The sequence below is a fragment of the Pseudomonas tumuqii genome (genome assembly GCF_013184545.1).
GTDB lineage: Bacteria > Pseudomonadota > Gammaproteobacteria > Pseudomonadales > Pseudomonadaceae > Aquipseudomonas > Aquipseudomonas tumuqii.
On the sequence record NZ_JAAOJA010000001.1, the window covers coordinates 161,887 to 175,695 of the forward strand.

10 protein-coding genes are annotated in these 13,809 nt (G+C 65.3%); 3 read left to right on the forward strand and 7 right to left on the reverse strand.

What is annotated here, in order from left to right; translation table 11 throughout:
- Positions 1-38: 38 nt before the first annotated feature.
- Positions 39-749 carry an aspartate/glutamate racemase family protein gene (locus tag G9C89_RS00755; protein ID WP_172143451.1) on the forward strand — a complete coding sequence of 237 codons (711 nt, stop codon included), beginning with the start codon at positions 39-41 and terminating at the stop codon, positions 747-749.
- Between the two features lie 98 nt (positions 750-847).
- Here the strand turns inward: G9C89_RS00755 and selO are convergent, their stop codons facing one another.
- From selO to G9C89_RS00785, 6 genes are all read right to left on the reverse strand, one after another.
- Complete coding sequence (gene selO / locus G9C89_RS00760) at positions 848-2,308, reverse strand: protein adenylyltransferase SelO (RefSeq protein ID WP_172143452.1); 1,461 nt, start codon at positions 2,306-2,308, stop codon at positions 848-850.
- A 79-nt stretch (positions 2,309-2,387) separates the two neighbouring features.
- Complete coding sequence (gene mscK, locus G9C89_RS00765) at positions 2,388-5,804, reverse strand: mechanosensitive channel MscK (protein ID WP_172143453.1); 3,417 nt, start codon at positions 5,802-5,804, stop codon at positions 2,388-2,390.
- 81 nt (positions 5,805-5,885) lie between these two features.
- Positions 5,886-7,631, reverse strand: a complete 1,746-nt coding sequence (locus G9C89_RS00770) for a potassium/proton antiporter (protein WP_172143454.1) — start codon at positions 7,629-7,631, stop codon at positions 5,886-5,888.
- Between the two features lie 144 nt (positions 7,632-7,775).
- On the reverse strand, positions 7,776-9,578 hold the full coding sequence (locus tag G9C89_RS00775) for an acyl-CoA dehydrogenase (RefSeq protein ID WP_172143455.1): 1,803 nt from the start codon (positions 9,576-9,578) through the stop codon (positions 7,776-7,778).
- A gap of 235 nt (positions 9,579-9,813) precedes the next feature.
- Positions 9,814-10,023 (reverse strand): 2-hydroxymuconate tautomerase family protein, encoded by a 210-nt coding sequence (locus G9C89_RS00780; protein ID WP_172143456.1) that lies wholly within the window; start codon positions 10,021-10,023, stop codon positions 9,814-9,816.
- Positions 10,024-10,027: 4 nt separating this feature from the next.
- Positions 10,028-11,203 (reverse strand): YbfB/YjiJ family MFS transporter, encoded by a 1,176-nt coding sequence (locus G9C89_RS00785; RefSeq protein WP_172143457.1) that lies wholly within the window; start codon positions 11,201-11,203, stop codon positions 10,028-10,030.
- Between the two features lie 108 nt (positions 11,204-11,311).
- Here G9C89_RS00785 and G9C89_RS00790 point away from each other — a divergent pair, with 108 nt between their 5' ends.
- The gene (locus G9C89_RS00790; RefSeq protein ID WP_172143458.1) at positions 11,312-12,202 is read left to right on the forward strand and encodes a LysR substrate-binding domain-containing protein; all 891 of its coding nucleotides are present in this window, start codon (positions 11,312-11,314) and stop codon (positions 12,200-12,202) included.
- 43 nt (positions 12,203-12,245) lie between these two features.
- Positions 12,246-13,103 carry a 23S rRNA (adenine(2030)-N(6))-methyltransferase RlmJ gene (locus G9C89_RS00795; protein ID WP_172143459.1) on the forward strand — a complete coding sequence of 286 codons (858 nt, stop codon included), beginning with the start codon at positions 12,246-12,248 and terminating at the stop codon, positions 13,101-13,103.
- 58 nt (positions 13,104-13,161) lie between these two features.
- Here the strand turns inward: G9C89_RS00795 and msrA are convergent, their stop codons facing one another.
- The gene (gene msrA, locus G9C89_RS00800; RefSeq protein ID WP_172143460.1) at positions 13,162-13,809 is read right to left on the reverse strand and encodes a peptide-methionine (S)-S-oxide reductase MsrA; all 648 of its coding nucleotides are present in this window, start codon (positions 13,807-13,809) and stop codon (positions 13,162-13,164) included.

Sequence of the window (13,809 nt, forward strand, 5' to 3'; positions counted from 1 at the left end):
GCCGGTTAGGCTCGGGTTTTTCATGCGGGAGGTGAGCGATGCGGCAGTTAGGCATTATTGGCGGCATGAGCTGGGAGTCCACCGCGAGCTATTACCGTCTGCTCAATCAGGGCGTGCGTGAGCGTTTAGGCGGCCTGCACTCGGCGCCCCTGCTTTTGCATTCGGTGGATTTTGCCGGGATTGCCGCGCTGCAGAAACAGGGCGACTGGGACGCGGCCGGGCGACAATTGGCAGCTGCGGCCCAGGGCCTGGAGCGTGCCGGTGCGACGGCGCTGCTGCTGGCGACCAACACCATGCACAAGGTGGCGCCGGCCATTGCGGCGGCGGTCGAGATTCCCCTGCTGCATATCGGCGATGCCGTCGGCCAGGCGCTGCAGCGCCAGGGCGTCACGCGCGCGGCCCTGCTCGGTACGCGCTTCACCCTGCAGGAGGATTTCTATCGCCAGCGTCTGGCCGAGCGCTTCGGCATTCAGGTGATCGTCCCCGCCCCGGCGCAGATCGAGGAGATCGACCGGGTGATTTTCGCCGAGCTGTGCCAGGGCCAATTCCAGGACAGCGCCCGGGCCTTCTACCTGGACTGTCTGGCGCAGCTGCAGGAGCAGGGCGCCGAGGTGGCGATTCTCGGCTGCACGGAGATCGGTCTGCTGCTCGAGGGCACAAACGCGGCGCTGCCGCTGCTCGACAGCACCGAGTTGCACGTGGCCATGGGGCTGGAGTGGCTGTTGGATGGCGCGGGCCGCGCAGGTTAGATGCGTACATGCCGCGTGGCGATGGGTATCGCTGCGCTCAACGCCATCCTACGGGTTGGTGGCCGCACCATCCTGCGTGATCGCTGAGCGCCGTCGCTTCAGGAGGAGCAGCTGATCTCCAGGTGCTTGCCCCACTCCGGTGGGCGCTGGGCGTAGCGCTCGAAGCCCGGTTGCTCGTCGAACGGCCGGCTGAGTACGGCATGCAGTTCGCGCACTGGGGCGTAGTCGCCCTGTTCGGCGGCGTCGATGACTTGCTGGGCCAGGTAATTGCGCAGGATGTACTTGGGGTTGACCGCGTGCATGCGCGTGCGGCGCTCGGCCTGGGTTCCACCGTCCTGTGCGCTGCGGATCCGGTAATCGCTGGCCCAGGCATCGAAACCGGCGAGGTCGGTGAAGTCCTCGCGCAGCCGGGCGAGGGCCTGCTCGGGCGCACTGGCACCCAGTTCGCGGAAGAAGTTGCTGTAATCCACCGCACTGCCTTGCATCAGCTGCAGCAGGCGCTGGATCAGCGCGTCGTCGCCGGCGTCGGCGCTGAGCCAGCCCAGGCGGCGGCGCATCAGGTCGAGGTAGTGGCTCTGGTACAGCGGCAGGAACAGGCCCAGGGTCTCGCGCAGGGCGTCGATCTCGATCAGTGGGGTCAACGCCTGGCCGAGGGCGGCGAGGTTCCACTGGGCGATCGGCACCTGGTTGCTGAAGCTGTAGCGGCCGCTGTCATCGGAGTGGTTGCAGATGTGCGCGGCGTCGAAGTCGTCGAGGAAGGCGTAGGGGCCGTAGTCGAAGGTGATGCCGAGGATCGACATGTTGTCGCTGTTCATCACCCCGTGGCAGAAGCCATAGGCCTGCCAGTGGGCGATCAGCCCGGCGTTGCGTTCGACCACCTCGCGGAACATCGCCAGGTAGGGCTCTGGCTGCTCCAGGCAGACGGGGAAGTGGCAGCTCAGCACATGCTCGCCGAGTTGTTTCAGCAGATCGTGCTGGCGGGTGTAATAGAAGTACTCGAAGTGACCGAAGCGCACATGGCTCTGCGCCAGGCGCAGGATCATGGCCGCGCTTTCCTGCTTCTCGCGCCAGACCGGGGTGCTCGAGGCGGTCACGCACAGCGCCCGTGAGCTGGGAATGCCGAGGGCATGCAGGTGTTCGCTGGCGAGGAACTCGCGGATCGAGCTGCGCAGCACGGCGCGGCCATCGCCCATGCGCGAGTAGGGCGTCTGCCCGGCGCCCTTGAGGTGCAGATCCCAGTACTGGCCAGCCTCATTCACCACCTCGCCCAGGAGCAGGCCGCGGCCATCGCCCAGGCGCGGGTTGTAGCTGCCGAACTGGTGCCCGGAATAGACCATGGCCCGTGGTTCGGCCTCGCTCCACAGCTTGTGCCCGGCGAACAGCTGGGCGAACAGCTCGCTGTCGGCCTCGCGCGGATCGAGATCGAGCAGGGCCATGGCCGCCGGGCTGACCACCACCATGCGTGGCTCGGCTATCGGCTCGGGCAGCACAGGGGTGGAAAAGGCATCGCCGAGGCGGGCGAAGCGATTGTCGAAGGTCAGGTCGGTGAGCGACTTCAAGGCAAGACTCCTGCACAACGGTGCGGCGGGGTTGATCCGCGCGTTGCTCGAACGGTAGACCCCGAGCAACGCGAGATGTTTACTGCGGATCGATTGCGGGTGTCGTCGGGGTGATCGGATCCTGTTCGGGTTCGGGTTCGGGTTCGGGTTCGGGTTCGGCTTTAAGTGTGGGCTGGTGCTCGAGCTTGCGCTTGGCGGGTTCGCCAAGCGTGCTCTTGCCGGTGCTCAGGTTGAGCTCCTGGCCTTGCAGGTTCTTGACCATGACCTCGACCTGGTTGAAGGCCATCTCGACGTTGTGCTCGCGGAAGCTCAGGGCGATGCGGGTGAGAATTTCATCGGTGGAGGCGTTGCGGTCGGCCAGTTCGCGCACATGGAAGCGCAGTTCGTAGTCGAAGGTGCTGGGGCTGATGGTCAGGAAAAACAGCAGCGGCTCGGGATCGCGCAGCACCCGTGGGTTTTCCTCGGCCGCCTGCAGCATCAGCTTGCGCGCCAGCTCCAGGTCGGTCTCGTAGGCCACGCCGATCTTGATGATTACCCGGGTAACGGTGTCGTTCAGCGACCAGTTGACCAGCTGGTCGGTGACGAAGGTCTTGTTCGGGACGATGATTTCCTTGCGGTCGAAATCGGTGATGGTGGTGGCGCGGATGCGGATTTTGCTCACCGTCCCCGACAGGTTGCCGATGGTCACCACATCGCCGATGCGCACCGGGCGTTCGAACAGGATGATCAGGCCGGAAATGAAGTTGGCGAAAATCTCCTGCAGGCCGAAGCCCAGGCCGACCGAGAGCGCCGCCACCAGCCATTGCAGTTTGTCCCAGCTGACCCCCAGGGTGGACAGGGTGACCACGAAGCCGACGGCGACGATCAGGTAGGACAGCAAGGTGGTGGTGGCGTAGGCGCTGCCCTGCGCCAGGCTCAGGCGCGACAGCACCAGTACTTCCAGCAGGCCCGGCAGGTTGCGCGCCAGGGCCACGGTGATGCCGACGATGATCAACGCGCCGAGCACGTCGCTGAGGCTGATCGGCACCAAACTGGCGGTTTCGCCGGTGCCGCTGCTGTATTCGTAGAGGCTGATGTTGTCCAGGTAGGCGAACACCGAGATCAGGTCGGCCCAGACCCAGTACAGCGCGGCAATGAAGGCACCGAGCAGGGCCAGGCGAATCAGGCGCAGCGATTGCTGGTTGACCTGTTCGATGTCCAGGGTCGGTTCTTCGATCACGACGTCGCCGCTTTCGCCCTCGGCGGCTTGTTGGGCCTGGCGCTTGGCGGTGGCACGCTGGTAGGCCAGGCGTCTGGCGGCGACGCCGAGGCCACGCACGAAGGCGGCTTCGACGAACAGCCAGATGACCAGCAGGTAGAGGGTGTCGATCAGTCGGTCGCTGAGTTTCAGGGCGGTGTAGTAGTAGCCGAAGCCGACCGCGATGATCAGCGCCAGCGGCAGCAGGCTGAACAGCAGACCGAGGAATATGCGGAACGCCGAGGCATGCTCGCGTGCCGGGCCGCTCAGCAGCAGCTGGTGCAGCAGCCAGGCCATCAGGCCGTAACAGCCCAGCACCACGGCGATGCCGATCACATCGTCGGCCAGGCTGGCAGGCTGGTGTTCGGCGACAGCGACGACGCCAGCCAGGGCGATGACCACCAGGCCGAGACGGCGAATCTGCCGGTGGAGGAAATTGACCTGGGCGCGCGGCCAGCGGAAATGCAGCTCGGCCACCCCGCCCGGGGCGAGAACCCGGTAGACGGTATAGAACACCAGCCAGGCCTGGGCCATCTCGAACAGGGCCGCGCCGAGGTTGACGTTCTGCCCGCGGGCGTCCATCTGCAGGGCGAAGCCGCACAGGGCCAGGAACAGGGTGCCGGGCAGCGCCAGCAGCAGGTTGAACAGAATCGCCAGGGGGGTGTGCAGCTGGCTGTCACGCTTGAAGTGGCCGATGTCCTGGTGCAGCTCTCTGAGCTTGCGGTACAGGTAGCTGCGTTTCCACAGCAGCAGGCCGATCAGCAGCAGCAGCGGCAGAAACAACAGCGGGCGCTCGATCAGGCCGGCACCCAGCTCGCGCAGGTTGGAACCCCATGGCAGGTCGGCAATCTGGCGCTCCAGCAGACGCGGCACGCTGGCGAACCAGTCGAGATCCAGGGGCTTGTTGCTGGGGATCCAGAACATCTGCTCATCCAGGGTCGTGCGCAGGGTGCGAGCGGTGCTTTGCAGTTGTTTCTGGTTGAGTTGCAGGGTGATCGACTCGTTGAGCAGCGCATTGAGCTCACGATTGAGACGCTCGAGCAGCCCGCGGCGCGTGTCCATCAGTTCAAGCAGGGTCGCGCGCAATTCCTCGGTGACGTTCTCGGCAGGTTGCTTGGCAAGCAACTGCTCGACATAAGCGCCGGGGTTGCTGAGCAGCTCGCGCTGCTGGGTCAGCTCGAACTGGTAGAGGCGAATATCGGCAATTTCATTGGCCAGACCGTTGTCCAGGGTCAGTTTGGGCAAGGCCTGTTTTTGCTGGTAGAGGATCTTCGACAGCAGCAGGCTGCCTTGCAGCACGTCGATCTGTTCATCCAGGGCCTGGTCGCTCTGGTTCAGGGCATCCAGTTGTTGGCGGGTCTGCAGGTTCTGCTGGGTCAGCTGGTTGAGGCGTTCGGTGGCGCGCAGCAGGTAGTCGGACAACTTGAGGTTGCGCGTGCTGACGCTGGCCAGGAGCTTGTCCGAGCCGGCTTTCTCCGCCTCCAGGGATTGTTCGGCAACGGTTTTCTCGGACAGTGCCCGGCGTTTTTGGTTGACCAGCGATTGCAGGTCGAGCAGCTCCTGCTCCAGGCGCTTGATGCGCACATCGAGCAAATCGCGCTGGCTGCTGCCCAGATCCTGCAGCAGGCTGTTGCCCGCCAGTTCCTCGCGGCGCAACAGGGTTAGCGCATTGAGCGCGGCAACTTCGGCGCTGAGCAGGTCGCGCCGCTCCGTGGTCAGCGATTTGCCGGCTTCCTTGCCGTTTTTCAGGGCATTGTTGATTTCCTGAATGCGCGTCTGGTTGTTGCTGATCTCCGCCTGCGCACGTTCCGGGCGAGTCTGCGCGGTGATGATCAGGCTGTTGGCATCGATGATCTGCTTCTGCCAGTCGTTCAGCTGGGCGTTGCGCTCGCTGAGCAATTGCTCCAGTTGCGGTACCGCCGTATCGGCATAGCGCTGGGTGACCGCGGTGGCTCTGCTGGCCTTGAGGCTGGTCAGCTCGCGCTGGGCTTCCTTGATCAGCTGTGGCGCTTGCTCGAGTTGCCGCTTGAGATCGCCCAGGCGTTTTTCGCTGTCGGCCTGCTGATTGAGCAGCTCCAGGGTTTGCTCCAGGGTCTGCTTGAGTGCCTGTTGCTCGGCTTCCGGCAGTTTGCGCTCGGCCAGGCTCTCCAGGCTGCGCTGCACGTCGGCGCGTTGCGGCGACTCGGCGGCGTGGCTCAAGGGCGAGCCCAGGCAAAGCCCGAGCAGAAGTACGGCTAGATAGGTGCGTAAAGAGGGCATGGTCGCGATCGGGCGGCTCGAAAAGATGTTGAGTTTAACAGGCTGCTGTAACGCTTGGCGCAGGAGGTTTGCCGCAGGGCGTCAGAGAAACAGACTTGGCCCCGGACGACTGCCTTCGGGAAATTTGACGCCGACTTTACGGATCTTGTTCCCCTCCATCGCCGCCACCGTCCAGGTCAGGCCCTGCCATTCGACCTGGTCGCCGATCACCGGTTCACCACCGATTTCATGGGCGATGAAACGCCCCAGGCTTTGCTGGCTGTTGATGCCGTCCAGTTTCAGGCCGTAGAGCGCGGCAACGGCGTCGAGTTCGGCATCGCCTTCGAGGACGAAATCGCCGAAGAAGCGCAGGTCCTGGCCACGCTTGGGGGCCTGGCTGAACAGTTTGCCCAGGGCCGGCAGGTCATGTTCGTGGCCAACCACGCAGAGCAGGTCGCCGGCCTCGAGCCGGGTGCTGCCGGAGGGATGGAGCAGTTCCTTGCCGCGAAACAGCGCGGCGATGCGCGTGCCGTCGGGCATCTTCAACTCGCGCAGGGCGGCACCGATGCACCATTTCTCCGCGCCCAGGCGGTAGATGAACAGCTCCCACTGGCTGGTCGGGTGCACGTCCAGGCCGGCACGCGACACCGGTGCCGGCTCCGGCGGCACGGTGACGCGCAACAGTTTTGCGGCCCAGGGCAGGCTGGTGCCCTGCAGCAGCAGGGAGACCAGCACGATGAAGAAGGCCACATTGAAGAACAGCTGCGCATTCGGCAGGCCGGCCATCAGCGGGAACACCGCGAGAATGATCGGCACCGCGCCACGCAAGCCGACCCAGGCGATAAAGGCGCGCTCGCGGTCATGGAAGCCCTTGAATGGCAGCAGGCCGAGAAAAATCGACAGCGGCCGGGCGAACAGGATCATCCACAGCGCCAGGCCCAGTGCCGGCAGGGCAATCGGCAACAGCTCATGGGGCGTGACCAGCAGGCCGAGCACCAGGAACATGCCGATCTGGGCCAGCCAGGCCAGGCCGTCGAGCATGTGCAGGATGCCGTGACGGGAGCGGATCGGCCGATAGCCGAGCAGCAGGCCGCACAGGTAGATGGCCAGAATGCCGCTGCCGCCTACGGCGTTGGTGATGGCGAAAATGATCAGCCCGCCGCTGACCACCAGCAAGGGATAGAGGCCGTTGGCCAGGTCCATGCGGTTGACCAGGTTGAGTAGCAGCCAGCCGCCGCCCAGGCCGAACAGCGCGCCTATGCCGAATTGCTGGAACAGTTGCAGGAGTAGCGACCAGCTCAGTCCATCCTGGCCGCTGGCAAGCATGGCGATCAGGGTGACGGTGAGGAATACCGCCATCGGGTCGTTGCTGCCTGATTCGATTTCCAGGGTGGCGCTGACCCGTTCGTTGAGGCCGCGCCCGCCGAGCAGGCTGAATACCGCGGCGGCGTCGGTGGAGCCGACGATGGCACCGATCAGCAAGCCTTCCATCCAGCTCAGGTTGAACAGCCAGGCGGCGGCCATGCCGGTCAGCCCGGCGGTGACCAGCACCCCCACCGTGGCCAGCGACAAGGACGGCCACAGGGCCACGCGGAAACTGGAGACGCGGGTGCGCATGCCGCCATCGAGCAGAATGATCGCCAGGGCCAGGTTGCCCACCAGGTAGGCCAGCGGGTAGTTGTCGAAGAGGATGCCGCCGGGGCCGTCGGTGCCGGCGAGCATGCCGACGGCGAGGAAGATCACCAGGATGGGGATGCCGAAGCGCGCGCCAAAAGCGCTGACCAGGATGCTCAAGGCCACCAGCACTGCACCGATCAAGAACAGATTATTGATGGTGCTGGCGTCCAAGGAAGTGCTCCGGGCTGAAAGGCGACTGCACCTGTATGCATGATATGCATGGTGCGTGCCACGGATTCTAACCGCTGCCCTTGGCTTTCTGTCAAAAAAACGCCCGGCAGGTGCCGGGCGTCTTGTCGCAGTATGCCGGGCTGCCTAGAACCAGGTGTCCTGCATACCCAGGCAGGTGTCGTCGCGGGCTTCGAGGATGGCCAGGTGGTGGTGGCAGCTCGGCACTTCCCAGGTCAGGAAGTAGCGCGCGGCCTGCAGCTTGCCTTTATAGAAGTCGGCGTCGGCCGGGTTGCCGGCCGCCAGGCCCTGTTCGGCCTTGATCGCCTGCTCCAGCCAGCGCCAGCCGATCACCATATGGCCGAAGACGTTCAGGTACAGCGCCGAGTTGGCCAGGCCCTGGTTGACCTTGCCGCTCAGCAAATCGCCAAGCAGCGCCAGGGTGACGGCGGACAGGCGCGTCAGCAGTTGCTCCAGCGGCTGGCGCAGGGCGTTCAGCGACTCGTAGGCGCTGGCCTGCTGGCAGCTGTCCTGGATCAGCTTGACCAGTTGCTTGAGCGCCGCGCCGCCGTTCATCGACACCTTGCGCCCGAGCAGGTCGAGCGACTGGATGCCGTGGGTGCCTTCATGGATCGGGTTGAGGCGGTTGTCGCGGTAGTACTGCTCCACCGGGTAATCACGGGTGTAGCCGTGGCCGCCGAGGATCTGGATCGCCAGCTCGTTGGCCTTGAGGCAGAACTCCGAGGGCCAGGATTTGACGATCGGGGTGAGCAGGTCCAGCAGTTCCAGGGCGATGCGCCGCTGCTCTTCGGTCTCCAGGGTCTGGGTGTCGTCGAACAGCCGCGCGGCATATAGGCCGAGGTCGAAGGCGCCCTCGACATAGGCCTTCTGGGTCAGCAGCATGCGCCGCACATCGGCGTGGTCGATGATCGCCACCTGGCTCGAGGTCGGGTCCTTGCCGTCCGGCAGGCGACCTTGCGGGCGTTGGCGGGCGTAGTCCAGCGAGTACAGGTAGCCGGCGTAGCCGAGCATCACCGCGCCCATGCCGACGCCGATGCGCGCCTCGTTCATCATCTGGAACATGTACGCCAGGCCATGGTGCGGCTTGCCCACCAGATAGCCGACGCAGTCGCCGTTGTCGCCGAAGTTCAGTGCGGTGGAGGTGGTGCCGCGCCAACCCATCTTGTGGAACAGCCCGGCCAGGACCACGTCGTTGCGCTTGCCCAGCGAACCGTCGTCGTTGACCAGGAACTTGGGCACGATAAACAGGCTGATGCCCTTCACCCCGGGCGGCGCGTCCGGCAGCTTGGCCAGCACCATATGCACGATGTTCTCGCTCAATGGGTGGTCGCCGCCGGAGATGAAGATCTTGTTGCCCTTGAGCCGGTAAGTGCCGTCACCCGCTGGTTCGGCGCGGGTGCGCAGATCCGACAGGGATGAGCCGGCGTGGGGCTCGGTCAGGGCCATGGTGCCGAAGAAGCGGCCGTCGATCATCGGCTGCAGGAAGCGCTGCTTCTGCTCGGCGCTGCCGAAGGTCTCGATCAGGTTGGCCGCGCCCATGGTCAGGAACGGATAGGAGGTGGTCGCCGCGTTGGCCGACTGGAAGTGGGCGAAGCAGGCCTGCGAGAGCAGGTTGGGCAGCTGCATGCCGCCGGAGTCGAACTCGCGGGTGGCATTGAGGAAGCCGGCTTCGAGGAAGGCATCCACCGCCGGCTTGACCTCGGGGATCAGCACCGCCGCGCCGTCGACGTACTCGGGTTCGTGCTCGTCGTTCTTGCGGTTGTGCGGGGCGAACAAGTTCTCGGCGATGCTGCGGGCGGTGTCGATGGCCGCATCGAAGGTTTCGCGGCTGTGCTCGGCGAAGCGCTCGCGCTGGATCAGGGCTTCGGCATCGAGCACTTCGTAAAGCTCGAAGGCCAGGTTGCGGGAGCTGAGCAGGGACTCGGACATGGGCTACCTCCAATGGAATGGCGCCAGTCTAGGCCGCTGAATAATCAGCGCCTAGTTCCATCCATTGGCGTGATAAAGCTGCAAAACCTGCTCAACAGAGAGCGATGTGGCGGCTCTTGGTTTTTAGCTATGTGCCAGTTAGGCGTTGTATCGCCAGGTGCGAATTGCCCCTCTCCTTCGGGGGAGGAGGGGCCCATGGACGCAAGTCGGACATTCGCGCAGCAGCTTACAGCGCCTAGCCTTTGCCCTCGCTGCGCCGTCGCTCGGTCACCGGAATGCCGCCGATGCCCCAGTTGTCGGTGTCCACCTCGTCGATCACTACCACGGTGGTCGCCGGGTTTTTGCCCAGCACATCGACCAACAATTGGGTGGCGCCTTCGATCAATTGGCGTTTCTGCTCGGCGGTCGCGCCTTCGCGAGTGATCTTGATATTCACATAGGGCATTTCATTACCTCCTTGCTGACTGAACGGGAACCGCAAACGACCAGGCCAAGGCCCAGATCAGCGCGGCGGCGCCGAGGGCGAAGCTTTGCCCGAGGCTGCCGCCCTGGGCCAGCCATTGCTCGGCCAGCCAGGGGCCGAGCAACTGGCTGCCGCCGTACAACGCGATCAATGCCGCCGACAGGCGCGGGCCTTGGTGCGGGTGCAGGCTGCGCGCCAGACGCTGGGTCAAAAACACACTACCGATAAAGCTGCCGCCAACCAGCACCGCGCAAAACAATACGCCGAATTGTCCCGGCCATAGCAACGGCGCGGCCGCGCCGAGTGCCTGGGTAGCGTAATTGGCGAGCAGCGCGCGGCGGTCGCCCAGGCGCGCGCCAAGATGATTCCACAGGGCGATGGAGGCCAGGCTGGCCAGTGCCGTCCAGCGCCAGGCGCCGCTCAACAGCGGGTCGCCCGGCGGTAGCTGTTCGCGAGCCAGGGCCGGTAGAAAGGTCATCGGCAGGATATAACCGAGGCCGGCGCCGGCATAGGCGAGAAACAGCGGGGTACTGGCGCGATCGAACAGCCTGGTGGTCGGCTGCCGGGCGGTCGAGACGTGGGGCTGCACCTTGAGTTGGCCAAGCAGGTAGGCGCTCAGCAGTGCTATCGGCAAGGCCAGGGCCGCGGCTGGCCACCAGCGCTGCGCGCCGCTGAGCCAGTGCGCCGGCCAGTCCGCCACGCCGCTGGACAACAACAGGCCGCCGCCCAAACCGAGATAGATCAAACCGCTCAGGCGCGTGCGCTGCTGCTGCGCCAGCCACTCCAGTACCAATGCCGGCGCCTGGACGAACACCACGCCATTGCTGATGCCGTTGGCCAGGCGCAGCAGGAGCAGGCTCTGGTAGTCTTCGGTGAAACCCTGGGCCAGGGTCAGCAAGGCATTCAGCAGCAGCGCCAGGGGCAGGGCGATGCGCATCCGCTTCGGCGCATGCAGGGCCAGAGCGAGCAGCGCGCCGAGCAGGTAACCGATGTAATTCCAGGTCGCCAGGCGGGCACCCTGTTCCAGGTTGAGCAAGCCGTCGTCAATCAGGTGCGGCAGCAGCGGGGTGAAGGCGAACCGGCCGAGACCATGCACCACCACCAGTGCGCTGGCGCCGGCGAGCAGGGCCAGGAAGATATGGCGCGGTTGGGCTGTGGTCATGGACGAGACGCCTGGGTCGAGGCCTCGAACCTTAGCGGTTGTAGCAATCCGACTGGTAATGAAAAATACTGCGCATGTTTCTCACTCAGAGTGAATCGGAGGCTGGCCATGTCGTCCTGGGAAAGGCTCAATCCCCAATTGCTGCGGCATTTTCTTGCCCTTAGCCGCGCCGGCTCGCTGACCGCGGCCGCCCAGCAGCTGCACTGCGTGCCGTCGAATGTGTCGGCGCGGTTGCGTCAGTTGGAAAGCCAACTCGGCGCCGTATTGTTCCAGCGTCAGGCCCAGCGCTTGCGCCTGACCCCGGCGGGCGAGCGCCTGGTGACCTATGCCGAACAGTTGGAGCAGCTGTGCCAGGCCGCCTGGCGCAGCGTGCAGGAGGATGTCTGGGCCGGCGAATTGCGCCTGGGCTCGATGGAAACCACCGCAGCGGTGCGTTTGCCCGAGGTGCTGGCGGCTTTTCATCGCGATGCGCCGCGGGTCGATGTCAGCCTGCTGACCGGCACCAGCCGCCATCTGCTCGACCAGGTGCTGGCCGGGCGCCTGGACGCCGCCCTGATCGGCGGGCCCTTCGAGCATCCGTTGTTGGCTGCTGAGGTGATCTGGCGCGAGGAGCTGATGCTGGTGCTGCCCGCCCGCCCGGCCGGCGAGTCTTTGCTGCAGGGGCCGGTCAACCTGCTCGGCTTCCCCGCTGGCTGCCACTACCGCGAGCGCCTGGAGCAATGGAGCGAGCGCCATGCCCTGCAGGTCAGCGCGCGTCAGAGTTATGGGTCCATCGACGCCATACTCGGCGGTATTGCCGCCGGCATGGGCATCGGTATGCTGCCGCGCAGCCTGTTGCAGCTGCACCCGCGCGGTCGGCTGGTGGCTGCAAAGGTCATCGACAACGACCTGGCCGCCGCACCGACCCTGCTGATGCGCCGCCGCGACGCCCCCAGTCACCCGGCCCTGGAGCATCTGCTCGAACTATTGCGCGCCCAGCCGCTGCAATCGGTCGCTTGAATGAGGCGGCAAACGTAAACTGTGCGGCCACAGGAGCCTGCCCATGAACTACCGTCACGCCTTCCATGCCGGCAACCATGCCGATGTGTTGAAACACGTTATCTTGAGTCGCCTGATTGCCCTGCTGTCACGCAAGGAGGCGCCCTTCGCCTACCTCGACAGCCATGCTGGCGTGGGCCTCTACGACCTCGCCGGGGACCAGGCCAGCCGCACCGGCGAATGGCTGCAGGGCATCGCCCGGCTGTGGCAGGCCGAGGATGTACCGGATCAATTGGTCGATTACCTGGAAGTCATTCGCGCCATGAACCCCGACGGCGTGCTGCGTCATTACCCCGGCTCGCCGGAGCTGGCACGCATGCTGACGCGCGAACAGGATCGCCTGCACCTCAACGAGAAACACCCGGAAGACGGCCGCCTGCTCAAGGAAAACATGGCCGGCGACCGCCGCGTCGCCGTGCACCTGGGCGAAGGCTGGTACGTGTCGCGTGCCTTGCTGCCGACCCGCGAGAAGCGCGTGCTGCTGCTGATCGACCCGCCTTTCGAGCAGGCCGACGAACTGGAGCGTTGCGTGCAGTCGCTGAACGAGGCGATCGGCCGGATGCGTCAGGCGGTGGTGGCGATCTGGTATCCGATCAAGGAGCTGGGCCAGCTCAGGCGCTTCTACCGCGACCTGGAAAAGAGCAACGCGCCCAAGCTGCTGCGCATCGAACTCTATGTGCATCCCGCCGACGACGCGCAACGCCTGAACGGTTCCGGCCTGGTGATCAGCAATCCGCCCTGGGGCCTGGAGGACGAGCTCAAGCAGATCCTGCCCTGGCTGACCACCTTGCTCGGGCAAAGCCAGGCCGGTTGGCGCATGGATTGGCTGATCGAGGAGCAAGCGGCAGGCGGTAAGCCATAAGCCTCAAGCGAACAGCTTGAGCGGCGCAGATCGCCCGCCCGCCTGACCTATATGCCGGCTACGCCGGCAAGCACACTCCGGTGCCGCCCAGGCCGCAATAGCCGCCGGGGTTCTTCGCCAGGTACTGCTGGTGGTAGGCCTCGGCATAGTAGAAGGGCGGGGCCTCGGCGATTTCGGTGGTGATGGGGCCGAAGCCGGCCTGTTCCAGCTCGGCTTGAAACTTCGCCTGGCTGGCTTTGGCGGCGGCCAGCTGCTCGGCGCCATAGCAGTAGATCGCCGAGCGGTACTGGCTGCCGACGTCGTTGCCCTGGCGCATGCCCTGGGTCGGGTTGTGCGCTTCCCAGAAGACTTTCAGCAGCGCCTCGTAACTGGTCTGTTGCGGGTCGAAGACCACCAGCACCGCTTCGGTGTGGCCGGTCAGGCCGGAGCAGGTTTCCTCGTAGGTCGGGTTGGGCGTATGGCCGCCGGCATAGCCGACGGCGGTGGTCCACACCCCCGGTTGCTGCCAGAAACGTCGCTCGGCGCCCCAGAAACAGCCAAGGGCGAGCACCGCCTGCTGCATGCCGGCCGGGAAGGGCGCCTGCAACGGGTGGCCGTTGACGTAATGGGCGTCCGGTACGGGCAGCGGCGTATCACGGCCGGGCAGAGCCTGCTCGGCGTTGGGCAGTTCGAGTTGGTGGGCAAGAATTTGCGAACGCAGGACCAT